At 46.7% G+C, this 25,296-nt stretch carries 26 protein-coding genes and 1 tRNA gene; 18 read left to right on the top strand and 9 right to left on the bottom strand.

All coding sequences use genetic code 11. The features are described from left to right. From HMPREF1863_RS06335 to HMPREF1863_RS06310, 6 genes are read right to left on the bottom strand one after another with little or no spacing between them, the layout of a single operon-like run. Entirely contained in the window at window positions 1-624 is a 624-nt protein-coding gene (locus tag HMPREF1863_RS06335) for a hypothetical protein (protein WP_068368756.1), read from the bottom strand. Further along, window positions 621-1,481: a methylenetetrahydrofolate reductase gene (locus HMPREF1863_RS06330; RefSeq protein ID WP_068368753.1), complete on the bottom strand. Its 861-nt coding sequence runs from the start codon at window positions 1,479-1,481 to the stop codon at window positions 621-623. Before HMPREF1863_RS06330 ends, HMPREF1863_RS06335 begins: the two co-directional genes overlap by 4 nt. 38 nt (window positions 1,482-1,519) lie before the next feature. Then, on the bottom strand, window positions 1,520-2,617 hold the full coding sequence (locus tag HMPREF1863_RS06325; RefSeq protein ID WP_068368750.1) for a bifunctional glycosyltransferase family 2/GtrA family protein: 1,098 nt from the start codon (window positions 2,615-2,617) through the stop codon (window positions 1,520-1,522). Beyond that, the gene (gene murI, locus HMPREF1863_RS06320) at window positions 2,610-3,398 is read right to left on the bottom strand and encodes a glutamate racemase (RefSeq protein WP_068368747.1); all 789 of its coding nucleotides are present in this window, start codon (window positions 3,396-3,398) and stop codon (window positions 2,610-2,612) included. The genes HMPREF1863_RS06325 and murI overlap by 8 nt, the downstream gene beginning before the upstream one ends. Window positions 3,399-3,432: 34 nt before the next feature. Next, on the bottom strand, window positions 3,433-3,651 hold the full coding sequence (locus HMPREF1863_RS09255) for a hypothetical protein (RefSeq protein ID WP_198142721.1): 219 nt from the start codon (window positions 3,649-3,651) through the stop codon (window positions 3,433-3,435). Continuing rightward, on the bottom strand, window positions 3,648-4,652 hold the full coding sequence (locus HMPREF1863_RS06310) for a stalk domain-containing protein (RefSeq protein WP_068368740.1): 1,005 nt from the start codon (window positions 4,650-4,652) through the stop codon (window positions 3,648-3,650). The genes HMPREF1863_RS09255 and HMPREF1863_RS06310 overlap by 4 nt, the downstream gene beginning before the upstream one ends. Window positions 4,653-5,068: 416 nt before the next feature. On the opposite strand from HMPREF1863_RS06310, the gene HMPREF1863_RS09495 reads away from it, so the two are divergent. Continuing rightward, window positions 5,069-5,158 carry a helix-turn-helix domain-containing protein gene (locus tag HMPREF1863_RS09495; RefSeq protein WP_083508546.1) on the top strand — a complete coding sequence of 30 codons (90 nt, stop codon included), beginning with the start codon at window positions 5,069-5,071 and terminating at the stop codon, window positions 5,156-5,158. 168 nt (window positions 5,159-5,326) lie between these two features. Here the strand turns inward: HMPREF1863_RS09495 and HMPREF1863_RS06305 are convergent. Together HMPREF1863_RS06305 and HMPREF1863_RS06300 are read right to left on the bottom strand one after the other, a co-directional pair. Further along, a tRNA-Ala gene (locus HMPREF1863_RS06305) sits at window positions 5,327-5,402 on the bottom strand. Window positions 5,403-5,450: 48 nt separating this feature from the next. Next, window positions 5,451-6,176: a purine nucleoside phosphorylase YfiH/LACC1 family protein gene (locus HMPREF1863_RS06300; protein ID WP_068368737.1), complete on the bottom strand. Its 726-nt coding sequence runs from the start codon at window positions 6,174-6,176 to the stop codon at window positions 5,451-5,453. 60 nt (window positions 6,177-6,236) lie between these two features. Here HMPREF1863_RS06300 and HMPREF1863_RS06295 point away from each other — a divergent pair, with 60 nt between their 5' ends. From HMPREF1863_RS06295 to HMPREF1863_RS06255, 9 genes are all read left to right on the top strand, one after another. Next, window positions 6,237-7,301 (top strand): hypothetical protein, encoded by a 1,065-nt coding sequence (locus HMPREF1863_RS06295; protein WP_068368734.1) that lies wholly within the window; start codon window positions 6,237-6,239, stop codon window positions 7,299-7,301. A 13-nt stretch (window positions 7,302-7,314) separates the two neighbouring features. Then, complete coding sequence (locus HMPREF1863_RS06290; protein WP_068368732.1) at window positions 7,315-8,181, top strand: mechanosensitive ion channel family protein; 867 nt, start codon at window positions 7,315-7,317, stop codon at window positions 8,179-8,181. Further along, window positions 8,174-8,416 carry a DUF951 domain-containing protein gene (locus HMPREF1863_RS06285; protein ID WP_068368729.1) on the top strand — a complete coding sequence of 81 codons (243 nt, stop codon included), beginning with the start codon at window positions 8,174-8,176 and terminating at the stop codon, window positions 8,414-8,416. Before HMPREF1863_RS06290 ends, HMPREF1863_RS06285 begins: the two co-directional genes overlap by 8 nt. Window positions 8,417-8,501: 85 nt before the next feature. After that, entirely contained in the window at window positions 8,502-11,240 is a 2,739-nt protein-coding gene (secA, locus tag HMPREF1863_RS06280; RefSeq protein ID WP_068368726.1) for a preprotein translocase subunit SecA, read from the top strand. A 19-nt stretch (window positions 11,241-11,259) separates the two neighbouring features. Beyond that, window positions 11,260-12,369 (top strand): peptide chain release factor 2, encoded by a 1,110-nt coding sequence (gene prfB / locus HMPREF1863_RS06275; protein ID WP_068368724.1) that lies wholly within the window; start codon window positions 11,260-11,262, stop codon window positions 12,367-12,369. Between the two features lie 44 nt (window positions 12,370-12,413). Then, entirely contained in the window at window positions 12,414-14,486 is a 2,073-nt protein-coding gene (locus HMPREF1863_RS06270) for a helix-hairpin-helix domain-containing protein (protein WP_068368721.1), read from the top strand. 9 nt (window positions 14,487-14,495) lie between these two features. Further along, on the top strand, window positions 14,496-14,744 hold the full coding sequence (locus HMPREF1863_RS06265) for a putative Se/S carrier-like protein (protein ID WP_068368718.1): 249 nt from the start codon (window positions 14,496-14,498) through the stop codon (window positions 14,742-14,744). Further along, complete coding sequence (locus HMPREF1863_RS06260) at window positions 14,741-15,847, top strand: aminotransferase class V-fold PLP-dependent enzyme (RefSeq protein WP_068368715.1); 1,107 nt, start codon at window positions 14,741-14,743, stop codon at window positions 15,845-15,847. The genes HMPREF1863_RS06265 and HMPREF1863_RS06260 overlap by 4 nt, the downstream gene beginning before the upstream one ends. Window positions 15,848-16,124: 277 nt before the next feature. Beyond that, window positions 16,125-16,781, top strand: a complete 657-nt coding sequence (locus HMPREF1863_RS06255) for a DUF6198 family protein (protein WP_068368712.1) — start codon at window positions 16,125-16,127, stop codon at window positions 16,779-16,781. Window positions 16,782-16,877: 96 nt separating this feature from the next. Here HMPREF1863_RS06255 and HMPREF1863_RS06250 read toward each other — a convergent pair whose 3' ends face one another. Then, the gene (locus tag HMPREF1863_RS06250; RefSeq protein ID WP_068368709.1) at window positions 16,878-17,486 is read right to left on the bottom strand and encodes a pentapeptide repeat-containing protein; all 609 of its coding nucleotides are present in this window, start codon (window positions 17,484-17,486) and stop codon (window positions 16,878-16,880) included. Window positions 17,487-17,622: 136 nt separating this feature from the next. On the opposite strand from HMPREF1863_RS06250, the gene metG reads away from it, so the two are divergent. From metG to HMPREF1863_RS06210, 8 genes are all read left to right on the top strand, one after another. Next, entirely contained in the window at window positions 17,623-19,572 is a 1,950-nt protein-coding gene (gene metG / locus HMPREF1863_RS06245; protein ID WP_068368706.1) for a methionine--tRNA ligase, read from the top strand. Window positions 19,573-19,580: 8 nt separating this feature from the next. Continuing rightward, entirely contained in the window at window positions 19,581-20,351 is a 771-nt protein-coding gene (locus HMPREF1863_RS06240; RefSeq protein WP_068368703.1) for a TatD family hydrolase, read from the top strand. Then, entirely contained in the window at window positions 20,348-20,887 is a 540-nt protein-coding gene (gene rnmV / locus HMPREF1863_RS06235; protein ID WP_068369019.1) for a ribonuclease M5, read from the top strand. Before HMPREF1863_RS06240 ends, rnmV begins: the two co-directional genes overlap by 4 nt. Then, entirely contained in the window at window positions 20,880-21,770 is an 891-nt protein-coding gene (gene rsmA / locus HMPREF1863_RS06230) for a 16S rRNA (adenine(1518)-N(6)/adenine(1519)-N(6))-dimethyltransferase RsmA (RefSeq protein ID WP_321164849.1), read from the top strand. The genes rnmV and rsmA overlap by 8 nt, the downstream gene beginning before the upstream one ends. After that, window positions 21,754-22,080, top strand: coding sequence for an ArsR/SmtB family transcription factor (locus tag HMPREF1863_RS06225; RefSeq protein ID WP_068368698.1), 327 nt, complete (start codon window positions 21,754-21,756; stop codon window positions 22,078-22,080). Before rsmA ends, HMPREF1863_RS06225 begins: the two co-directional genes overlap by 17 nt. A gap of 62 nt (window positions 22,081-22,142) precedes the next feature. Beyond that, entirely contained in the window at window positions 22,143-22,370 is a 228-nt protein-coding gene (locus HMPREF1863_RS06220) for a glutaredoxin family protein (protein ID WP_068368695.1), read from the top strand. A gap of 469 nt (window positions 22,371-22,839) precedes the next feature. Continuing rightward, complete coding sequence (locus tag HMPREF1863_RS06215) at window positions 22,840-23,121, top strand: DUF6110 family protein (protein WP_232300135.1); 282 nt, start codon at window positions 22,840-22,842, stop codon at window positions 23,119-23,121. Between the two features lie 2 nt (window positions 23,122-23,123). Beyond that, the gene (locus tag HMPREF1863_RS06210; protein WP_068368693.1) at window positions 23,124-25,199 is read left to right on the top strand and encodes a heavy metal translocating P-type ATPase; all 2,076 of its coding nucleotides are present in this window, start codon (window positions 23,124-23,126) and stop codon (window positions 25,197-25,199) included. The last annotated feature ends 97 nt before the right edge of the window (window positions 25,200-25,296 follow it).

Here is a 25,296-nt window from a genome sequence, read left to right as displayed (position 1 = left end):
TTACCTCCTTTTGTCCAGGCCCATAATCGCCGTAATGGTCTTCGTGGGAATTAACATATTGCCGTCGGTTAAGGCGATGTGGATTTTTTTATCCGCTTTCAGCGTGCGAATCAAAGGCCATTGGTGTTCCAATCCGAAATCCGCAAAGCCGGTGGAAAAGCGGGGGTGCGTCGTCAAATCGTAGGGAGCTGCCGCCTCTTTTATTTCCCGGCAGTAGTCGTTGGCGTAGGACTCCAACATTTCCGTGGCACAAGCGTCGGTCATAAAGGCGTCGGTTTTGGAAAGCACGGTTAGCTTATTAATGAGACGATCCACGGCGGCACCTAATGTAATGGCAAAGAGGACGACGTACTCGCTGGTCTTTAAATTTTCAGCGAGCACCCGGCTTTCCGTTTGAAAACTGCCGAAATGAAGAATATTTCCTTCCCGACGAACGGGGCGAAGCTCCGCCGTCTTGGCAATGCGCGCCGTTTCCATAAGTCGCCGTAAATTTTGCTCCACATCCGCCTTCGTTTCTTCGTCGGGCTCGGAGCCTTCCAATCGTAAATAGCGGTAAATTTCCCGTCGCCTAAAGTCCTCAAAGGGAATGTCCGGCATGTAGTGAATGGCGGGGAAATCCATCATCTGAAGAGACTCCCGATATCATTTACGATGCGTTCGGGAATGGCGGGTTTGTTCATGGTGTAGACGTGGACACCGTCGATGCCGCGGGCGGCGAGATCCGCCATTTGATGTTCGGCAAAGGTAACGCCTGCATCGAACATGGCCTCTTTATTGTCGCCGAAGCGCGCCACCATATCCGTAAGGGTGCGGGGAAGTTTCGCGCCGCTTAAATCGGCGATCCGTCGAATTTGGCCGGCGGCGGTAATGGGCATAATGCCCGCGAGGATGGGCACGTCGATTCCCTTGGCCCTGGCGGCGTCCAAGAAGCGATAAAATACTTCGTTGTCGAAAAACATTTGAGTGGTTAAAAAGTCGGCGCCGGCATCGACTTTCTCCTTTAAGTAATCGAGTTCTTCTTCCATGGAAAGGGCGGGATTATTGCCCTCGGGGAAACAGGCACAGCCGATGGTAAAATCGCCGCGCTCTTTAAAATAGCGCACCATGTCCTTGGCATAGGGAAGGTAGGCGTATTCGCCGAGCTCCCTTTTGGAATCGCCGCCCAGCACCAAAATATTTTGAATGTTGGCCTCTTGAAGTTCCGCCAGGCGATCCTCCAGTTCCGACTTGGGAATGCCGGAGCAGGTTAAGTGAGCGATGGACGGCACGCCCATAATATGGTCGACGGCTTTTGCGATTTGCACCGTCTGATCGCCGCCGCTGCCGTCGGCCTTAAAAGTTACGGACATAAAGTCCGGTTCGTAACCTACCATGCGCGATGCGGCGGCCATAACGGATTTTAGCGTCATCCGCTCGTTGGGCGGGAATATTTCAAAGGATAATTTCGTATGGGAATGATCAAAATAATCTTGTATATGCACAGTTACCTCCATTGTGTCAAAAATAAATAATTTCCATTTTAACATTTTTTATGGGGTAAGTGTAGATTAGAAAAAATATACATGCGCTGAACGATGTAACTGATGACAAAGAGAGTGAGTTCCACAAAAAGTTTGGCAATACTCGGGTAATAGGCTAGGACTTTTCCGTAAAAATAAAGGAGAAGATTGTTCGCCGTTAAAAGAACTGCGACGAGGACGCCGTATTGCAGAGCGTCTCGGCGTAATGAATCTTTGGATTCAAAGACGAAATGGCGATTTAAATAAAAATTAAAACAGCAACTGATGATCCTCGCCGCCACATTGGAAAAGAAGAGGGGAGAAAAGGACGTAAGGGCCTTAATCGAAAAATAAAATAAATTAAAGAGGCCGTAATCCAATACGAAACTTAACATGCCGCTAAGGGCAAATAAAATGGCCTGGCCGTTGTCCAGTAGGGTGCGGAAAATACGCACGGAGTCCAGCACCGTATGGTAGTGGGAAGTGGAATTTTCCTCGTCTCTGTAAATGGTTTCGATGGGCTTTTGTACGATTTCTTTTTTTGCCTTAGCCCAAAGAAGGAGTTGCTTCATTTCGTACTCGTATCGCTCGCCGTCCACCTTCAGCATAAAGGGGATCGACTTGCGGGAAAAGGCGCGAAGGCCCGTCTGCGTATCCTCTAAATTTTTCACTCCCGTGAGGAATGCGAAAAACTTTGCCGTCATGCGGTTGCCGATTTTGGAACGCAGGGGCGTGTTTTCGGGAAAAGAGCGCACGCCTAAAATAAGAGCGTCGGGATGGGAATCCAACCCGTCTAACGTGCCGAGGGTATCGACCACTGTATGTTGGCCGTCGGCATCGGCTGTAACGATGCGCTCCACGTTCACCATGGAATGTAAAATGTAATCCATGGCGAATTTCATGGCGTAGCCTTTGCCCTGGTTTTCTTTGTAGGAAAGAAGGGTGATGCGAGGATCCAGTGCCTCGAATATGTTTCGGCAGGAGGGGGAAGATCCGTCATCGACGACGAGGACGTGAAGGCCTTCGTCTAAAAGGGATGTGGTAAAGATTAATAAACTTTCGTCAGGTTCAAAAGCGGGGATCATGACCAGATCCCCGTTCCGTGTTTTTTTATTCATAATGTCCTTTCGGAATTTCGGAAAAGTCCATAGGCAGGGTTTTCTTTAAAAAAGCCATGACATCCTCTCGGCGTTTACCCGTCAAGTGGATGGCGAGGCTGCCTGCCCCTTCTCGGCAAATATTTCCGTTTAATTTGCGCATAAGCTGGCGAATAGTGGCGGCGTTTCCGTCCAAAACCTCCACCCCTTTGGGCAGAAGATCTAAAAATAAATCGCGATACCAAATAAAGTGGGTGCATCCCAAGACCACGGCGCCGTAATCGTCGAGATCGAAAGAAGACAAAATAGCTTCTAAATCGGCGCGGACGTCGTCGGTGTCGAATTCCAAGCGCTCGGCGAAATCCACGAGATTGGGAAGGGGCAAAATATCCACGAGATGATCATTGTCGAAACGCTCCACTAGAGAATGAAGGCGCTGAGATCGGCTCGTGCCCTCCGTGGACAGGACGAGGATGCGTTTGTTTTCGCCGTCACGCTCGATGGCGGGTTTTACCGCCGGTTCCATGCCTATAATGGGAAGGCGATAGCGATGGCGCAAATAATCCGCCGCCGTCACCGTCGCCGTATTGCAGGCCAGGAGCACGGCCTTCGGGTGGTAGGGCGCGACAAATTCCATCATGTGATCTAAATAGCTTTTTATAGTATCGGGATCCTTGGGGCCGTAGGGCACGTGCAAGGTGTCGCCGTAATAAATAAAATGTTCGTGGGGCATGGCGTGGATGGCTTCGATAAGTGCTGTAATGCCGCCGAGGCCGGAATCGAAAACAACAATGCTTTCCATGGAAACACTTCCTTTCCGCTTTATTATATCAAAATTAAAATTCCCGGGTTGGCACATGGCCGATAAAGTGAGAAAAAGCAATATCATCGAAACAAATTATCTTGATACCTTGGGTCGCTTCGGACTGAACACCTTTAGGGATGTAACCAGACCAACCATTACCCTTGAAAGTATCCAAGAATATAATTTTTAAAACAAATAAGCCACGTTCTTTAAGAGCGTGGCTACATATTTTAATCATCTTATTAGTCATTGAAAAACATAAATAGACACTATGTATTTTGTGCCATTTACATCTTTAATACCCTTTGCATATCCATACTCATATGCGTTCTCGTCAAGCATATTCTCATTATGTCCCGGGGAAGACCTCCAACCATCAAAATCTTTTCCTTTATATTCTATCCATCCTTTGTAACGCATTAAGTTTTCTCCAAGGTTTTCATTAAGGTTTTTATCAGATACATGGTCAGGTTTGATGCCTTTTACATATCCATTTAATTCTTCCCTTACTCTTTCTTTTGCAATTTCATTTAGGCTTTCACTTTCAATTACTGGATTTAATCCCATAGAAACTCTGTAATTATTAAGGTCTACCTTAAATTCTTCTTGAAAACTACGTCTAAATTCAATTCCAAATTTATCTTTATTAGCTCTATCTTCTTTTTTTACCCATTTTGGAGTATTAATTTTTTCTTCTTTTTTATTATTTTCGACTTCTGAGGCTTTAGTCGTATTGGGATTTACATCAGGTTTTTCTAAACCTCTATTGATGATTACTTCATTATTTTTCCAATCAACATTATATCCTGTCGTTTCAGATAAGAATCTAATCGGCACATAAGTCCTACCATCATATACCTGTGAGGATACATCTAGTGAGCCATTTCTAATACCATTATTATCTGAAATAGAATATTTATTACTATTAATCTCTAATAAAACTAAATTCTTACCTGAACCAATTACAACTGCTCCATCTTTATATTTACTTCCCTTTTCAATATAGTTTACAGTATGCCCTAATTTTTCAGATACAAATCTAACAGGTACCATGGTTCTACTGGTTTTTGCATCCACATATGCTTTTCCCATATCTTCAGGAATTGTCTGAAGTTGACCATCTACTCTAATTCCCACATCTGTTCTTCCAATCCCTTTTGGTAACTTACCGGCTGCAAATACTGTATTAGAAATCATCATAGTTCCTAGAATTGAAACTAAGGTCACTTTCTGCAAAATTCTTTTTTTCATGCCTCACACTCCTAAATCTTGGTTTCAATAATCTCATCTTTATATTTTTAATATTACCATATCTTCAAGACTTATCTTAGGCTCTAAATGTAATTTTCAAGCCTAAATTTTTATTAAAATAGCTGAAAATACTCGTGACTTCAGTCGTGAGATGAATTAGATAAGATAGCAAACACATAAGGAAACTTGTATATAAATACGGAGACTTAAATTCCGTATTTATTTTAATGTTCAGTAATTTTTATATGCCATGCAGCCTATATAGGTAGAAAAATCAGTAATAATAGATAGTCTTTTCTCTATTTCTCATAGACAGTGAGGTTAGCCAGGTCATCTGGCAGATAGAAGAAAATTGAGTGTTAGAGAGCTAAGCTACATATATAACCATAACGTATTTAGAAAGGAGGTTGCTTCTCATGAATAAAGCTATTAAATATAGACTTTATTCAACAGCTGAACAAGAAATTATGTTTAATAAAACATTTGGCTGCTGTCGTAAACTTTGAAACTTCATGCTCACAGATAGAATAGAGCCTTCTCAAAAGATAGGTCAAGTTGAAAAGAAAACACCGGCCAAGTATAAAAAAGATTACCCCTTTTTGAAAGAGGTTGACTCTTTTGCACTATCCGAAAGCAAAAAGGGAACAAAAAAAGCCGCCCGTAGGCGGCAATTGTGGTGGAGATGAGGAGGATCGAACTCCTTACCTCTTGAATGCCATTCAAGCGCTCTCCCAAGTGAGCTACACCCCCACAAAATACTCTTCCAGTATATGAAAGTGTAATGGGAATGTCAAGGCATTATTTTATAATGGAGACGAGGGCATTGCTGCCAAAATCGGGCTTGTCCCGTCGATAGGAATGGTAACGGGGATCGGTAAAGGTGTCGGCGATGTTGACGGTGATGTGATCGTCGGGAACGCCCATTTGTTGCAGCATGCGAATATGGGTGAGCTTCATGTCGATATAATCGTGTTCTGCATCGGAATAGCGGATCACTTCCCGGTGAAAGGGGAAGGAGTCGCGCCAAGCTTCGCTCACTTCTTTGCCCACTTGAAAGCTTTCTCTGCCGATACAGGGGCCGATGTAGGCGTAAATATCTTTCGGCAAGGAGCCGTAACGTTCCCTCATCTTGTCGAGGGCAATTTGGGGAAGTTTTTTTACCGTAGGGCGCCAGCCGGAATGAATGCATGCCTGCACGCCTTTTATGGGATCGTAAAGGAGTACCGGCGTGCAATCGGAAATGCGGGAGACGAGGGCGATTCCTTTTTTCGATGTAATGAGGGCATCGGTATCGGGCACGATGGAAAAACCGAAATAATCTTCTTCTGCGTGGTCGTCGTCTAAGACTACGCAGTGATCGGAATGGGTTTGGTTCATAAAATAAACGCGAGAACTTTCTACATTTAAATGGTTTAAAAAGGAGTTTACATTTTCGTTCAGACCTTTTTCTCCCAGCGAGGCGCTGAAGTCATAGGGTCTTTTTGAAATGTCGAAACGTAAAGCCTTAAAATCTCTTATTTTCATGGTAGTTACTGCCTTTCCAACTCCATGTCCTTTCGTTATAATATGACGTGGAGGAATCGAATGAATAAACGCATGAGGAGACTGCTCCTCTTTTTATGTATTATAATCGCTCTGGCTTTCGGAATCAAAAAACTTTCCATTATAAGCTATCGGCCCGTTCTCGTATTCGACGAAAAGACGAAACACGATATTACGGACATGGCCGTTTTAAAGGGCGGAATTTTGGCGACCTTCGACGGCGACGCCTTGATTTTTAATAATGGAAGCGACAAAAAAATCGTAGACCGCATGGGGGAAGGGCAAAAGGCTTTTTTCGGAGAAAAGGATGCCATGCTCTACGACGAGAGTATAAAAAAAGTAACGGTGTTCAGCCCCGACGGAAAAGAACGCCAATCCTATTATATAGAAGGAGAACTTTTCCGCGCCGATGTGCAAAACGGCGTGCGGCTTTTTCATTGCCGCTACGACGATGGGGAAAAGCTCTTTATCGCAACGGACAGCGGAAGTTTAAATTCCGTTTTCGAGACGAAAAATTACATTTTAGATTTTAAATTTAAAGACGAAAAGCACTTTGTTATTACAGAGCTTTCCAATGCGGCCAACGGATACAAGACGACGGTTTATGTGGAAAACGGCAAGCGGGACAAGGAGCGAATGGAAAATACGGAATTTCCCATGGAAGTGGCCATGCGCATCGTGGAAGGTCGCTACCCGGTGATTGTCACGGAAAAGCACCTTTACGGCCTCGGAAAGGAATTGATGACGGAAAAGACGCCCATCCTTTCGGATGTTATTTATCACCGCAACAAGCTTTACACCCTTCACAGCGGCATTTTAAGTCGCCACGGAAGGGATTTAAAAGAAATCGATCGCCGCGTCATGGAAGGCAATGTGGATCACCTGGCATCTGTGGGAGAGGAACTTTTCGCCTACGGCAATCGGGAATTATTGGGTCGGGCGGATTCCGATCACCCTTACCATATTCGCTTCGGCGACAATCAGGAAAAAGTGCAGGTAAAAGACGGCTACATCGCCACTTACGGCCACAAGTATATCGCCCTTTACCAATTAAAACCCCGTCTCTTCCGATCCAAAACCATCGAAACATTAAAGAGTGAGGACTAATTGAGGTGAGGAATTGAAAGACATAAGGCAGCTTATGGAAGCTGTTCACGCTATTTTTTATAAATCAAACGGCAGGCTGAATCTGTTCGGCATGATCGTCGCAGGGATCGTGCTCTTTATTATCGCCCATCTTATTGTAGGCTCCGTGAGCCGCTTCGTGGCGAATTATGTAGAGCGCCACGAAATCAAAAACCCTAAGAATATGAATCAGCGCAGGGTCAAAACCATTACGAATATTTTGGGCAATCTTGCGAAATATGGCGTTTACCTTATCGCCCTCATGATCTTTTTCGATCTGTGCCGCATCAACACATCGACGATTCTCGCCACGGCGGGCATCGGCTCCATCGCCATCGCCATGGGCGCTCAGGTTATGATTCGGGATTTGATTACGGGATTTTTCATTATCTTCGACGACCAATACCGAGTCGGGGAGTACGTGGAGCTGGCGGGAGAAAGCGGTTACGTGGAAGCTTTAAACATTCGAACCACCGTCCTTAAAGATTTCGACGGATCCCGCCACATTATTCCCAATTCGGAAATTCGCATGGTTACCAATCGCGCGCGGGGAGCGAAGCGGGCGAAAGTCGTGGTGCCTGTCAATAAAAACGAAGATCCCGATCAGGTCATCGCCGCTTTTAAAGAGGCGGTTAAAAAAATCAAAGAGATCTACCCGGATTCCCGTACTGAAATTTGGGGAACCACGGATTTTATTCCGGGAGGCTATGAAATTACCGCCATCGCCTGGGGCGAGCCCTCTCTTAAATTCGATATGGAGTACGATCTCAGGAAATGTCTGATTCAGGCGATGAACGAACATAACATTCAAATGCCGTCGGTGCGTTACGAAAACGCACAAAAGGAGGTGGCCAATGGCTAGATTATTTTACGAAAAAGGAGACGTGGTCACCATGAAAAAAGGCCACCCCTGTGGAGAAAATCTATGGGAGATTTTAAGAACGGGCGTGGACATTAAATTGGAATGTACGGGCTGTAACCGCACCATTTGGATGACGCGCTTGGAATTTGAAAAGAGAGTACGTAAAATTCGGGAAGGGGACAAAATGGTATCCATCGTCCACCACAAACCGGAAGAATCCCATAGTCAAGAATAGTTTCAATGAAATAATGGCGATTTATTGCGATTTTTAAAACTATTTGATAAAATAGCAAGTTAGTGAAAGGAACGTGTATACAGATATGTCTCTATTAGATAAAGTGTTTGGCACTTATTCGGATCGCGAAATTAAAAAGATTCGCCCGACCATGGAAAAAGTATTGGCACTGGATGCCGATATGCAAAAATTAACCGACGAACAGTTAAAGAACAAAACAAAAGAATTTCAAGATCGCATCGCCGGCGGCGAATCCTTAGACGATCTATTGCCGGAAGCTTTTGCCGTCGTAAGAGAAGCGGCTTTCCGCGTTCTGGGCATGAAGCACTTCCCGGTGCAAGTTTTAGGTGGTATTATTCTTCACCAAGGCCGTATCGCCGAAATGAAAACCGGTGAAGGTAAAACCCTCGTGGCTACTTTGCCCGCTTATTTAAACGCTCTTGCAGGGAAGGGAACCCACGTCGTTACCGTCAACGATTACTTGGCGGAACGTGATAAATCCTGGATGGGTAAAGTTTATACTTTCTTAGGATTAACCGTAGGATGTATTCTCCACGATATGAGCCCGGAAGAACGTAAAGAAGCCTATGGTGCCGATATTACTTACGGTACCAATAATGAATTCGGTTTCGACTACTTACGGGATAACATGGTAGTTTACCAAGAAAATCAGGTTCAACGAGGCCTTTATTTCTGTATCGTCGACGAAGTGGACTCCATTTTAATCGACGAAGCCCGTACCCCTCTTATTATTTCGGGACAAGGCGATGAATCCACCGAACTCTACACCCAAGCGAAAAACTTCGTCGACACATTGAGCTTTAGAATTAAGGATCAAGCGGAAGAAGCGGAAGATCGCTTTAACCGCGAATTCCGCGACGAAACCGTAGATTATGTTATCGACGAAAAACAAAAGACCGCTACTCTTAGCGAAATCGGTACGAACAAGGCACAACAATATTTCGGTATCGAAAACTTAACGGATACGGACAATACGGAATTACTCCACCACATTCACCAAGCCCTTAAAGCCAAGGGTACCATGCATAAAGACATCGACTACGTTATTGAAGACGGCGAAATTATTATCGTCGACGAATTTACCGGTCGTTTAATGTATGGTCGTCGCTATTCCGACGGCTTGCACCAAGCCATCGAAGCGAAAGAAGGCATCGAAGTGCGCGCCGAATCCAAGACGCTCGCTACGGTAACCTTCCAAAACTTCTTCCGTATGTATAAAAAGCTCGCCGGTATGACCGGTACGGCCATGACGGAAGAATCGGAATTCCGCGAAATCTACAATATCGACGTCGTGGAAATTCCCACGAACAAACCTGTCATTCGTTTCGACGACAACGACGCCATCTACCGCTCGGAAGATGCCAAGTTTAAAGCCGTCGCCGACGAAATCGCCGAACGCCACGCCAAGGGTCAACCGATCCTCGTAGGTACGGTATCCATCGAAAAATCGGAAAAACTGTCTTCCTATTTGAAGAAGCGCGGTATTCCCCATAAGGTATTGAATGCGAAGCGCCACAGACAAGAGTCTGAAATCGTCGCACAAGCCGGCCGCTACGGAGCGGTTACCATCGCCACCAACATGGCAGGTCGTGGTACGGACATCGTCTTAGGCGGTAACCCGGAACACATGGCCAAGGAAAAGATGGAACGGGAAGGCTTTGAGCCGGACATGATCGAAGCGGCGGACAGCTACTACGATACGGACAATGAAGAAATTTTAAACGCGAGAGCTCGCTTTGCCGAACTTCGCGATGAACTTAAAAAAGAAACCGACGAAGAAAAAGTTAAGGTTATCGGCGCAGGCGGCCTCCACATTATCGGTACGGAACGCCACGAATCCCGTCGTATCGACAACCAATTGCGCGGCCGTTCCGGTCGTCAAGGGGACAAAGGTTCTACGAAATTCTATATTTCCGCCGACGACGATTTAATCCGCCTCTTCGCAGGGGATCGCTTTAAAAATGTTATGGAAGGCATCGATGCGCCGGAAGACGAGCCCATCGAAGCCCGCATTTTAACGAAACTTATCGAATCCGCTCAACGTAAGGTGGAAGGTAACAACTTCAGTATTCGTAAAAACGTCTTGCAATATGACGACGTTATGAACAAACAACGTGAAGTTATTTACACCGAACGTGAAAAGGTATTAAAGGGCAGCGATCTCCGTGACGACATTATGTCCATGATCACCGACCTTATCGACGATACCATTAACTTCAATGTTAAGATCGACGAAAAACACAATAAATACATCGATTACGAAGGAATCTACCACTTCGGCCGGGATACTATCGATTTCGATCAAAACTTCTTAGACGGCCACACGTCCGCCGACGCCGAGGAATTAAAACGCTTCATAAAAGAAGAAGCTAAGGCGAAATATGCGGAAAAAGAAGGGGAATTCGGCGACGACGCCTTCCGCGAAGTGGAACGTGTCGTACTCTTGAGAGTAGTTGACCAAAAATGGATGGATCATATCGACGCCATGGATCAATTGCGTCAAGGTATCGGTCTTCGTGCCGTCGGTCAAATCGATCCGGTGCGCGCTTATGCCGAAGAAGGTTTCGATATGTTTGAAGCCATGAACGAAAGCATTCGCGAAGAAACTGTTCGCCTCTTATTCCACGTTCAAAACCCCGAACGTATGGAACGTAAACAAGTGGCGCAAGAAGTACAAACGGTGAACCCGGATTCCGGCGTTCAAGAACCGGTACGTCGCACGAGCAAAAAAGTGGGACGAAACGATCCCTGCCCTTGTGGCAGCGGTAAAAAATACAAACACTGCCACGGGAAAAACGCGTAACCGTTGAGAAAGGATCCCTATGGAACAAAATTTATATTTGGATCGGGGGAGACTTGAAGAGGTCAAGGAACTCGTCCAACGCCTGGCGGAAAGCCTGGATATTGCGAGTTTAAAAGCAAACTATGCGGAGCTTACGGAAAAGACTATGGAGCCCGGTTTTTGGGATAATACGGAATCGGCTCAAAAGACGATCCGCGAGCAAAACAATATAAAATCTAAAACCGACGTCTACGACGAACTCATGGAAGCCATCGAGGAATCGGAAGTGGCGCTGGAACTTATGGAAGAGGAAGAGGACGAGGCTCTTTACGACAATCTGAAAAAGGATTTAGCCGCCATTGAAAAAAAGGCTCAGGAATTTAAAATCCAAACCCTTTTAAACGGCGAGTACGATATGAACAACGCCATCCTTTCCCTTCACGCCGGCGCCGGCGGCACGGAAGCCCAAGATTGGGCGAGCATGCTCCTGCGCATGTACACCCGTTACGCCGAGAGCAAAGGCTATTCCGTGGAAATTGTGGATCTTTTGAACGAAGACGAGGCGGGCATTAAATCGGCGACTATTCGCGTCACCGGTCCTCACGCCTATGGTTACTTGAAATCGGAAAAGGGCGTGCACCGATTGGTGCGTATTTCGCCCTTCGATGCGGCGAAAAAACGCCACACTTCTTTTACGTCGTTGGACGTCTATCCCGAACTGGACGACGATACAGAAGTGGAAATTAATTCCGAGGATATTAAGGTGGACACTTACAGGGCATCCGGTGCCGGCGGTCAACACGTCAACACCACCGATTCCGCCGTAAGAATTACTCATATTCCCACGGGCATCGTCGTGCAGTGTCAAAATGAGCGCAGCCAAATTCAAAATCGCGAACAGGCGATGAAGATGTTGCAGGCAAAACTTGTAGCGCTTAAAGAAGAAGAGAAAAAAGAAAAAATAGAAGACCTTGCAGGCAATTATTCTCAAATTGCCTGGGGATCTCAAATACGTTCCTATGTTTTCCACCCTTACACGATGGTGAAAGATCACAGAACCGGCGCGGAAGTCGGCGATGTCAGTCGCGTCATGGACGGCGACTTGGATCCCTTCATCAACGCGTACCTGGAAGAAAATGCAGAGGCATAATGTAAAAGGAGAGGGAGACCTCTCCTTTTTCGAATGGAGGCTTTATGAACATAGCGCATATCTTATCCCAAGAATTTAATACACCTGTCGATAAAATCGAAGCCACGCTGAAACTCTTGGAAGAAGGTAATACGGTGCCCTTTATTGCGCGGTACCGAAAAGAGGTTACGGGTAATTTGCAAGACGAGGTCTTGCGTAAAATGGAAAGCAGAAAAGGGGATTTGGAAAAGGTCGACGAGCGTCGCCAAACGGTGTTAAACACCATCGAGGGGCAAGGCAAATTAACCGACGAGCTGAAGAAAGAAATCGACAGCGCCGTGGATTTGCAAACCCTGGAAGATTTATATCGACCTTATAAACCGAAACGCCGCACCCGCGCCACGGATGCCGAAGAAAAGGGTTTGCGTCCCTTGGCGGAACAATTTATGGGCGAGGGGACTATGGACGAATTTTTACAAGCCGTAGACGCTTTCGAGGGTTTGCCGAAGGAAGAGATTTTAGAAGGCGTGTCGGACATTGTGGCGGAAGAAATGGCAAACGACGCCGGTGTGCGCAGACTGCTGAAAAGCTATATTCGTCGCCGTGGAAAATTAATTTCCGAAGCGGGGAAGGAGCCTAATCCCGATTACGCCATGTACGAAACTTTTTCCGCCCCCTTTAAGGATGTAAAAAATCACAATGTCCTCGCCATTAATCGGGGAGAAGGGGAAGGCGCTTTAAGGGTTAAAGTGGAATGCGACGAAGATACGCTGGTTTCCATGATGTGCCAAATTTTAAAGCCCGGTGGAGACAAGCGGGAGATGATGGAAGCTATTGCGCAAGATGCACTGACCCGCCTTCTGTTCCCCTCTTTAGAGCGTGAACTTCGCCGCGATTTAAAAGAGCAGGCGGAAGAATCGGCAATCGAGGTCTTTGCGGAGAATTTAAAACCCCTTCTCCTCTTACCGCCTCTCGGCCATAAAGTGGTTCTCGGCATCGACCCGGGCTATCGCACGGGCTGCAAGGTGGCGGTTGTGGACGAAAACGGAAAATTCCTCGACAACAGCGTCATTTATCCCGTGCCGCCGAAGCAACAAATCGCCGAAGCGAAAAAAATCATTACGAACCTCGCCGAAAAATACGGCGTGGAAGTTATCGCCATCGGGAGCGGCACAGCCAGTTACGAAACCGAACAATTCGTGGCGGAGCTTATTGCCGAAAAGCATTTAGATATATCCTACGCCATCGTCAATGAAGACGGCGCCAGCGTCTATTCCGCCTCGCCCTTGGGTATTGAAGAATTCCCGGATCTCGACGTTACGGTACGAGGCGCCATTTCCATCGCTCGCCGTTTACAAGATCCCTTGGCGGAACTCGTCAAAATCGAACCGCGCCACATCGGCGTCGGCCAATACCAACACGATCTCAACAAAAAAGCGTTGGACGATCGCCTGGAAGGTGTGGTAGAAAGCGCCGTAAATGAAGTGGGCGTGGACATTAACCTCGCATCCGTACCCTTGCTTTCCTTCGTCTCCGGCATTGCAAGCAACGTGGCGAAAAACATCGTCAGCTACCGGGAAGAAAACGGCGCCTTTACCGATCGTAAGCAATTTAAAAAAGTAAAGGGCCTCGGCGAAAAAGCCTTTAAGCAATCGGCGGGCTTTTTGCGCATTGCAAGCGGCGATAATGTGTTGGATCAAACCGGCGTTCACCCGGAATCCTATCCCATTGCCGAATTAATTATGCGTGAAGACGAACTTAATGATGACGAACGGAAACAATTGGAAGAAGCGGGAAGCTACACCGTGGAAGATATTCGCAACGAGTTGAAAAAACCGGGGCGCGATATTCGCGGCGGCAGCGACGATGTAGGCCTTCGCCGTACGGCTCTTACAATGGAAGAACTGACGCCGGGTCTGGAATTGGACGGCGTGGTGACCAACGTCGTGGACTTCGGCGCCTTTGTGGATATCGGCGTCAAAAAAGAAGGACTTCTTCACATTTCAAGAATATTAAAGCGCGGTCAGGGTAGTATTTATAATAAGCTGAAAGTCGGCGATCGCCTCAAAGTTCAAATTCTCGAGGTGGATAAAGAGAGAGGACGTATTTCCATCGATTATGCGCCGAAACAATCCTAAGGAGGAGCGATGAAACGGTTTGTAATTGCCTTCGACAATCAAGACCAGGTATACGACGCCTTGGACGCCACGGAAGATTTAGGTACGCGGGTCATTCCCTTGTTGCCTGAAATCCGCGAATCCTGCGGCTTGGCCTTAATGGGTAATATTGACGATGTAGATGAAGCGGTGAAGCGTTTAGACGAAGGTCGCCATCCCTATAACGGCGTCTATTTATATGAAAGGGAAGGCGGAAAACGAAAGGTGGAAGCACTATGATCTATTTAGATAACGGCGCCACGACGGCCATAAAGCCGAAAGCAGTTGCCGATGCTGTTTACCGCGCCATGACCGAAGGGTACGGCAATCCCGGACGGGGCAGCCATGCGTGGGCGCAAAATTCCTATCGCGTCCTTCGAAAGGCGAGAAAAAACATGGCGAAGCTTTTAGGAACGGAAGATTCCATCGCCCTGACAAGCGGCGTAACGGAAAGTTTAAACGTGGCGATTCACGGGCTTATTACGGAGAAGGATCACGTCATTACTTCCGTCGCCGAACACAATTCCGTGTTAAGACCCCTTTACGCTACGGGATGCGCCTTGGATTTTCTTCCATTGGATGAACATCTGGCACCCGACGTACGTCTGCTGGATAAAATGTTGAAGCCCAACACGAAAGCCGTCGTCATTACCCATGCCTCCAACGTGGTGGGGAGCATTACCGACATCGACGCCGTCATGGCTTTTGCAGAAGCCCACGATCTTTACGTCATCATCGACGGCGCGCAAGGGCTCGGACAAGTCCCCGTCAATTTTTCAGGAAGCCCAACGGATAAATTAATTTATTGCTTTGCCGGCCATAAATCCCTTTACGGCCCCATGGGTACCGGCGGATTTTTCTACGGAAAAGACGTTCACCCTGCGCCTCTCAAAGTCGGGGGAAGCGGCATCGAAAGTTTCAATCATCACATGCCCGATGAAAAACCCGTTCTTTGGGAAGCGGGAACGGCCAATGTCCACGGCTTTGCAGGCCTAGCCGCCGGCGCGGAATTCGTCATGGGGAAAGATTACTTCGAAAAGAAAGACCGCATTTTCCAAGCGCTCATCGACGGCTTGAGGAATTTGGAAGGCTATCGCATTTTCTATCCCGAGGAAAAAGGTACGAGCTGCGTGGGCATTTTAAAAGAGGGCATGAGCTCTCAGGAACTCGCCCTTTTATTGGAAGAAGAGGACATCGCCACTCGTCCGGGATACCATTGCGCGCCCCTTTTACACGAATACCTACACACAAAAGAGACGGGCATCTGTCGATTGTCCACCTCTTATTTCAACACGGAAGAGGAAATACAAACTGTGTTGGACGTATTAAAAACAATTGAATAAATGAACAGACTATGTTATACTACTTGTGTTAGAACTATTTATACGGTGGTTACCGTTTTTCGGTAGTTTTTATCTGATGCAGAGTATGCGATGAGTGTTCGAGGAGTGCCTGATGTGGGACATTTCGAGCCGTTAAGCATATTTGTTGGCTCAGAGTTTTTATAAGAAAAAATAATCTAAACAAAAAGCATCGACACCATCCGAAGATTGCGAAGTTAGGAGAACCTAAGACGGCAGTCTTTTTTTGGTTCCCTAATCGCCGATTAGGAGTGAAATCATGCTCAGTCATATGCTGAGACGTTTAGAGCTGACAAAAGAAGAATTTTTCAAGATTGTATTAGGCTGTGCCATTATGGCCTTCGGCGTAATCAATATCCACGAGCCTTCTCGTATTACGGAAGGCGGCGTGCTGGGTCTCGGCCTTTTACTTAAAAAAGTATTCGGCGTAAACCTTGCCTACGCATCGCCCGTGCTCGACGGTTTATGTTACGCCCTCGGATTTTCTATGCTCGGGAAGCGATTCCTGAAAAAATCCGGCGTGGCCACGATCGCCTTTGCCATACTGTACGCGATCTTCGATCGCATCGGTCCGGTCTTGCCGAATTTTTACGACGTGCCCTTTATTGCGGCCATTGCAGGCGGTATTTTTATCGGTTGCGGCTGCGGCATCGCCGTAACGGCAGGGGGATGCGCCGGGGGAGACGACGCCCTCGCCATGGTCATTTCCAAAAAAATGAAGTGGCCCATATCCCGCGCCTATTTGTTTACGGATTTCGTCGTCCTCGGGCTTTCCTTAAGTTATATTGCGCCGAGTCGTTTGATCTTTTCCTTTTTGACGACCATCGTATCGTCTTATTTGGTCGGACAATTCGAGCTCAAGATGAACAAGCCCGCATGGCAAGTAAGCCAAGGCTCAGTTGAAAAAAACGCATAATAATTAAACTAAGAATAGCGACATGAAAGCACAGGCTTTTATGTCGCTATTCTTAGTTTTCGGCAAAAGGAAAGATCCCCGTGAGCGGATCTTTTTTTAATAGGCGAAGGCTTCTTCTTTCGTCATCCAGAAATGAATGCCGCCGGTGGAATCCCTCCAGCGATCGGGATTAAAATTACCCGCATACATCATGGTGCGAGGTTTATAAATAAAATCCTCATCGATAAGGCTTACGGCGTCGCTGAAATGTTCTTTGCCCTCAAAATCTGTAATAGAGACTACATAGGCCTTATCGCAGCGGCAGGAATTCATGGTGGCGGAAGTGCGTGCCGCATCTTCGGGAATATAGAGCGTGACGAGGCGATGATTATAACATCGCTTGTAGCCGATAAAGGCGCCCTTTTCCGGGCAGTGGAGTCTGAAAAATTGCGTGTCCTCGTCAGTGATCACGTCGTCTAAAATCGACTCTTCCATGACCGCGCCGAAGAGATAGGCGCCGGAAAGATCGGCTCCTGTTAAATCGGCGTTCCTAAAATTCGCTTCTTTTAACAACGCGCCATTAAAATTAGCGCCGCGCAGGATGGCGTGATCGAACCATGCGTGGGAAAGATCGCTTCCGGAAAAGTCGGCGCCGGAAAGATCTCGATTGCAAAAATCGGTTCCCGTTAAGATTTGATTCGCGTAATTTTTTTCGTGAACGACCATAGTGATTCCCCCTTATGCTAAGTATACCACGGGCCATTCATTGCGTCAGGTGGGCGGTGATAGTATAATATACAGAAGTAATTACATTGGTCATCCTATATGACCGGGCATATCATCTATATGCGAGGAGGCATACATGTCAAAAAATTTTTACATCACAACACCGATTTATTATCCCAGCGGTAATCTTCATATCGGCCACACCTATTGCACCGTCGCCGTAGACGCCGTCAAACGCTACAAAACCCTACAAGGTTATAATGTTTTATTTACTACCGGCACCGACGAACACGGCCAAAAAATTCAAGATAAGGCCGCCGAAGAAGGAAAACAACCGCTTGAATACATCGACAAAATCGTAGACGATACGAAAGCCCTCTGGAAAACCATGGATATTCGCTACGATTCTTTTGTGCGCTCCACAGACAAAGTTCACGAAAAAAATGTGCAGGAGCTTTTTCAAAAGCTTTACGATAAAGGCGAAATCTACAAAGGGGAATACGAAGGCTATTACTGCAAACCCTGTGAATCTTTCTGGGCGGAATCCCAATTAGATGAAGATCACCATTGCCCCGATTGCGGCAGGGAAACCCATTTGCAACACGAAGAAAGCTACTTCTTCCGCCTTTCCAAATATAGAGATAGACTTCTCCAATATTACGAAGATCATCCGGAATTTATTCAACCGGCTTATCGCAAGAGCGAAATGATCAACTCCTTCCTGAAAGACGGATTGGACGATCTTTCCGTTACCCGCTCCTCTTTTGATTGGGGTGTTCCCGTGCCCTTCGATCCGAAACACATTGTCTATGTTTGGATCGACGCCCTTTCCTGCTACTTAACCGGCGCAGGTTACGGTACGGATATGGAAAAATTCAACGAATTCTGGCCTGCCGACGTCCATTTCGTAGGCAAGGAAATTATGCGTTTCCACACCATTATCTGGCCCGCTATGCTTATGGCATTGGATATGCCGTTGCCGAAACAAATCTTCGGCCACGGTTGGATTTTATTCGACAACGATAAAATGAGTAAATCCAAAGGCAATGTCATCTACCCCGAGCCCATTATCGACCTTTACGGCGTGGACGCATTGAAATACTTCTTACTGAGAGAATTTTCATTTGGCCACGATGGCAGCTTCAATGTTACGAGCTTTATGAAGCGTTTAAACTCCGATCTAGCCAACGACCTGGGAAATCTCGTATCCCGCACCGTGTCCATGATCGAAAAATACAACGACGGCATCGTTCCCGAAGCCAAGACGGAAACCGCCATCGACAAAGAGTTTAAGGCGTTGGCGACGAGTATTTGGGACGACGTGGAAAAGGAAATGGAAGGCTACCAATTCTCCACGGCCCTTCAAGCTATTTGGACGCTTATTCGCCGCTCCAATAAATACGTGGACGAAAACGAACCTTGGGTTCTCGCCAAAGGGGGAGACGAGGATAAAGAACGCCTCAACACCGTGCTTTATAATCTTGCCGAATCCCTTCGCATCGTCTCCATTTTGCTTTCCTTCTTTATGGAAAACACCGCCCTTTCCATTGCCGAACAAATCGGTGCATCGAAGGATTTCAAAGCGGAAGATGCTAAGAAATGGGGACTTTTGGGATCGGGCCACCACGTTGGGGAAAAACAAATTATTTTCCCGCGCCTCGACATTGAAAAAGAAACGGAACGCCTATGGGAAGCTACCGAAGCCTTGATCGCAAGCCGCAGCTCGGAAGCTCACGAAGAGGAAAAGCTCGAGCTGAAACCGGAAATTACCATCGACGACTTCGGCAAGCTGGACATTCGCGTCGCCACGATCGAATCGGTGGAAGATCACCCGAATGCCGATCGCCTCTATGTGCTGCATATTCAAATGGGCACGGAAAAGCGGGTCATCTGCTCGGGCATTAAAGAAAATTACACGAAAGAAGATTTGGAAGGAAAGCAAATCCTCGTCATCGCCAACTTAAAGCCCACGAAACTTCGCGGCGTCCTTTCCGAAGGCATGCTCCTCGCGGCGGAAGACGAAAACGGAAAACTTTCCCTTGCGACCACTATGGAAGAATTAGCTTCCGGCGCAACCATTAGCTAGGAGGATATATGATAGACGCTCACTCCCATTTGGAAAACGAAGCATTCGATGAGGACCGTGAAGCGATTATAGCCCGTATGGAAGACGACGGTCTCGATATCGTCGTCAATGTGGGCAGCGATATGGAAACGAGCCGCAAGGTCGTGGATCTTGCCGAAAACAACGAGCATCTTTACGCCGTCGTCGGCGTGCATCCCCAGGAAGCTGACGGCTACAGCGATGAAGCGGAAGAAGAGCTTATCGTCCTTTCAAAAAAGGACAAGGTCGTGGCCATCGGCGAAATCGGTCTGGATTATTATTACGAAAATTCCCCGAGAGAGGTACAGCGGGCGGTTTTTTTAAAACAAATGGATCTCGCCGTAAAAGTAGATCTTCCCATCGTCATTCACTCGCGGGATGCGGCGGAAGAAACCTACGACATCGTGGCAAACTTTTTGGAAGCGCACCCGAATTATCCCATTTTAATCCACTGTTTTTCCTATTCCTACGAAATGATGGAGCGTTTTATCGCCTTGGGATGTGTGATTTCATTAGGCGGCGTGACCACCTTCAAAAACGCCAAGACGCCGAAGCGCGTGGCGGCAGGCGTCCCCATAGATCACTTGCTTCTGGAGACGGACTGCCCCTATATGACGCCGACGCCTCACAGAGGAAAGCGCAACGAGCCGAAATATGTAAGGCTGGTGGCGGAAAATATCGCCGAGCTTAGGGGAATGGATGTGGAGGAATTAATTCGCCACACCGACGAAAACACGAAACGGTTTTACCGATGGATATGATTAAAGAAGTCATCGTCGTCGAGGGGAAAGACGATATTGCAAGAGTAAAGGCCGCCGTCAACTGCGACGTTATCGCCACGGGGGGCTTCGCCTTCGGTAAAAAGCTTTTAAAGGAACTGAAGGCCATCGAAGAGCGACGAGGCATTATTATCTTCACCGATCCCGATTATATGGGCAAGCAAATACGCCGTCGGTTGACCGAGGCGTTGGAAAGCCCGAAGCAGGCCTATCTTTCCCAGGAGAAGGCGACTCTCAAAGACAATATCGGCATCGAAAACGCCCTCCCCGAGGATATTCAACAAGCACTGGCCAAGGCAAAGCATATGCGCCAAAGCATGAGTACCACCTTTACCAAAGCGGATATGATTCGCTACGGCTTAATGGGTACGGCGGAGGCGGGGGAGAAGCGCGCCAAAATGGGCGAAGCCTTGGGCATCGGCCACGGCAACGGCAAGCAATTTTTGCGTCGCCTCAACAGTTTCAATATATCGGAAGAAGAATTTGAGCAAACTTACCGGGAGGTCTTTGGTGAATAAACGATTGTATAGCCCCGCCGTCATACGGGATATTCAGAAAAAATGGGGATTTCAATTTCAAAAATCACTGGGACAAAACTTTTTAATCGATGGCAACATCGTGCGGGGAATCGGCGATAGCGCCGATGTAAAAGAAGGGGACGTGGTACTTGAAATCGGCGCCGGCATCGGCACCCTTACAGAAGAACTGGCCCTTCGAGGCGCCCACGTCTTCTGCGTGGAAATCGACGAAAATCTCCGCCCCATTTTGGAAGAAACGTTAGCGCCTTACGACAAAGTGGAAATTTTTTATCGCGATGTGCTAAAAACCGATCTGAAAAAGGAACTGAGCGCTCGCTTTCCGGGGAAATCCGTAAAGGTTGTGGCGAATTTACCCTATTATGTGACCACGCCTATTTTAGTTCACCTTTTAGACGGCGAACTTCCCATCGAATCCATGCACATTATGGTACAAAAAGAAATGGCGACCCGCATGGCGGCGCCTCCGGGCAATAAGATGTACGGCTCCATTTCCGTGTTTTTACAAATGCGCGGCGATGTGAAGACCGCTCTCCACGTGCCGCGCACCTGCTTTATGCCTCAGCCTAAAGTCGACAGCGCCGTCCTCGCCGTTACAAACTTTACGGGAGAACACCCCGAAACTTTACGTCAGGCGGAAGCAGTCGTACGCGCCGCCTTTTCCAAACGTCGCAAGACCGTGCTGAACGCCCTTTCCACTTACGGCTTTGAGCTGGAAAAAGAGGACGTTCAAAAAGCACTGGTAGATTCAGGTATCGAGCCGACGCGCCGAGCGGAAACCATAACGGTGGAAGAATTTAGAGTGCTCGCCAAAAACTTTCCGAAAGTCACAAAGGAGCTGAAAGAGAATGACGGAAAACTTTAAAGACTTTGTCGAAAATGAAGCCTTAATCGACAATTTAAGTGGCATCTTCAAAGTCATGGCCGATCCCACTCGGCTAAAAATTCTCTACGCCCTTATGCTGGATACCTGCAATGTTTCAAAACTTGTAGAACTCCTGGGAATGAGCCAATCGTCCATATCCCATCAGCTCATTCTTTTAAAAGATGAGGGATTGATTCGATCTAAAAAAGAAGGACGTAAAGTGTATTATTCTCTGGACGATGAACACGTACGCACTCTTTTTTACATGGGCTACACTCACGCGGAACATAAAATTAATGAACATGATTAATCCGAAATCCGTCGGGTATCATTAGAACAAGAAAATTCACAAACTATTTGGGAGGAATGACAATGTCGAAAGTACAAGTTTATACCAGCAACACCTGCCCTTATTGCACCATGGCAAAAGATTATCTGAAAGATAAGGGCGTAGAATTCGAAGAAAAAAACGTACAAGAAGATCCCCAAGCCAGAGATGAATTGATCTCCAAAGGCTATACCGGCGTACCGGTCATCGTCATCGGCGAAGAAGAAATCGTCGGCTTCGATCCCGGAAAAATTGATGCGGCATTAAACTAAAAATGAGAGGCGCAAGCCTCTTTTTTTGTGTCCTTTTTACAAATGGTGAGGTATAGGAAAAGATAGTTTTACAGAAAAGTAAAATTTATTTTCCGTTTTATGTGAAAATGCCATGAAAAGCATTGAATCTTTTTCGGAAAGGTGTGATAATAATTATCATAGGTGGAATGAACAGATTGGTTTTCTTGTCCATTGCAATGCGTTATCAATTACATGGTAATTCGGAGATGAATTATCATTTAGAGCCTGCAGAAGAAGAGGGATTTCCGAAGGGTTCAAAAGAGCCACGAAGTATAAAAGTATGTAAATAACAAGGATTACAACGTGGCAATCTAAATATAACATCGTTTGGGAAATAAAACCGTGTTATATTTCAAAAACGTATTGATAATGATAAGAAAAAGGCGTATGCTAGATACAGTTAAAGTTTACATTGTTTTTACACGATTTTAAGGAGAGGTGTATAATTATGAACAAAAAATTATTAGGTATTGCAGGCGGAATGTTACTTGGCGTTATCGGAGAAAAGGTTTTAAAATCCGAAACCACGAAAAAAGCAGTTGTCGGTACTGTTTCCGGCGGCTTAAAAGTAAAAGAATGTGTCGACAAGACCATTGAAAAGGCAAAAGAAAACGCTGAAGACATTGTAGTCGAAGCAAAAATCAAAAATGCCGAAGAACAAAAAGCTAAAGAAGAAGCTGAAGCCGAAGTTGAAACAGTAGAAGACTTAGCTGAAGAAGCATCTAAATAAGCATGAAGTTTCAAATTGCCCACAGAGTACTCGGACGGACGCGGTTTTCGTCCGAGTATCGTTTTAATTACGAACGCGCCAACAATCTAAAGTATCTCATTGAATCCATCGACGGCGTTTATTACGCAAAAGTATCCACTTGCTCCGGCAGTGTGATCTTAGAGTACGAAGAGTATGCGCTCCCCTCGGTGTGTAAGTTGTTATTAAATACTACGCTCGTCGCCCTCGACGACGTAGTGATTGAAGATTCTTCCTACATTCCCTTGGAAGAAAGGGAACTTTTCCATATTATTCGCGACGCTTTCCAAGTGCGCTTTATTATGAAAAATTTCCTTCCCTGGCCTTTGGGACCGGCGGTTACCTTGATACGCGCAAGCCGCTTCTTCAAGGCGGGTCTCGTTGCGCTTTATAACCGCAAGCTGAACGTGGAAGTTCTCGATGCGACGGCGATCGGTATTTCCCTCGCCACCAATGACTTTGCAGCGGCATCGTCTATTATGTTCTTATTGAACTTAGGCGAAAAGCTGGAAGACTGGACGCTGAAAAAATCCCAAAGCGATTTGGCACGTACCTTAGAACTTAATATCGACAAAGTATTTGTCGTCGAAGGAAAAGAAAAGGTCCTGAAAGATTTAAGCGACGTCGCCATTGGCGATGTAGTAGAAGTCATGATGGGTACGACGATTCCCGTCGACGGAAAAGTTGTCAAAGGCATGGGCATGGTCAACCAATCCTCCTTTACCGGCGAAAGCGTTCCGGTGAAAAAGGAAGAAGGAAAAACCGTCTTTGCCGGTACAGTGCTTGAAGAGGGCATGATTCTTGTCAAAACCGAAAAGTTATACAATGAATCTCGCCTGAGCCATATTATTGAACTTATCGGCGAAAGCGAAAAGAACAAATCTTTGGCTCAAAAGAAAGCGGAAAACATGGCGGATTCGCTGGTTAAGTATTCTTTCTTAGGCGCCATTGTAAGCTATGCGTTGACACGCTCTATCGACAAGGCGAAGGCTTTCTTAATGGTCGATTTCTCCTGTGCACTCAAGCTGACGATCCCCATTGCGGTTATGAAGGCGATGAGTCAAGCGGGCGAAGAGGACGTCCTCGTTAAAGGCGGCAAGTATTTAGAAAACTTGGCACAAGCCGATACAATCGTCTTCGATAAGACGGGTACGTTGACGAAATCCACGCCGACGGTTGAAAAAGTTATCGCCTTCGACGGCCACACGGAAGACGGATGCTTGCGCATTGCCGCTTGCTTGGAAGAACACTTCCCCCATTCCATCGCCAACGCCGTCGTCGATGCGGCCATTCAAAAAGGTCTGCGTCACGACGAAATGCACTCGGAAACGGAATATATCGTAGCTCACGGTATTAAATCCAAGATTGAAGGCAAAGAAGCCCTCATCGGTTCCGCTCACTTTATTTTTGAAGACGAAGGCGTTCGTATTTCGGAAGAAAAAGAACAGCTCATTGAGGAATTAAAGGAAAATCACTCCTTGCTCTATTTGGCTTATGACAACGAGTTGATTGCCGTTCTCTGCATTAGCGATCCTCTACGGGAAGATGCGAAAGAAACCATCGATGCTCTCCGTGAACTTGGCTTTACCAATATCGCCATGCTCACCGGCGACGCCGAAAATTCCGCGCACTATGTAGCTCAACAATTGGATTTGGATTATTATCAATCTCAAGTTTTGCCGGAAGACAAGGCGAACTACGTAAAGGCGCAAAAAGAATTGGGTCGCAAGGTCGTCATGATCGGCGACGGCATTAACGATTCCGTAGCACTTTCCGGTGCCGATGTGGGAATTGCCATGCATAAAGGCGCCGACGTGGCCCGTGAAATTGCAGATATCGCCATCGGCAGCGACGATTTGCATTCCATCGTAAAAGTGGTACGCATTGCGAAAGAATTAGACGAAAGAGTGAAGACGGATTACCGAAAGATTATTTCTTTCAACTCCCTCTTAATCGCCCTCGGCTATTTCCAAGTCATTACCAATACCACGTCCAGCTTCCTGCACAACGGCTCCACTGTAGCCATTGCCCTGGACAATATGAAAGAATACGCGGTATAGAAAGGGAACTCCTTCGGGAGTTCTTTTTTTGTGCAATGAAACTTGCCGATTCGTGGAAAAATCGATAGAATAAAGTATCTTCGGCGAAAGGAGAAGG

The sequence above is a fragment of the Aedoeadaptatus coxii genome (assembly GCF_001553115.1).
Lineage (GTDB): Bacteria > Bacillota > Clostridia > Tissierellales > Peptoniphilaceae > Aedoeadaptatus > Aedoeadaptatus coxii.
Note: the sequence above shows the minus strand (reverse complement) of the source record. Positions and strands in the feature narration are given on the sequence as shown.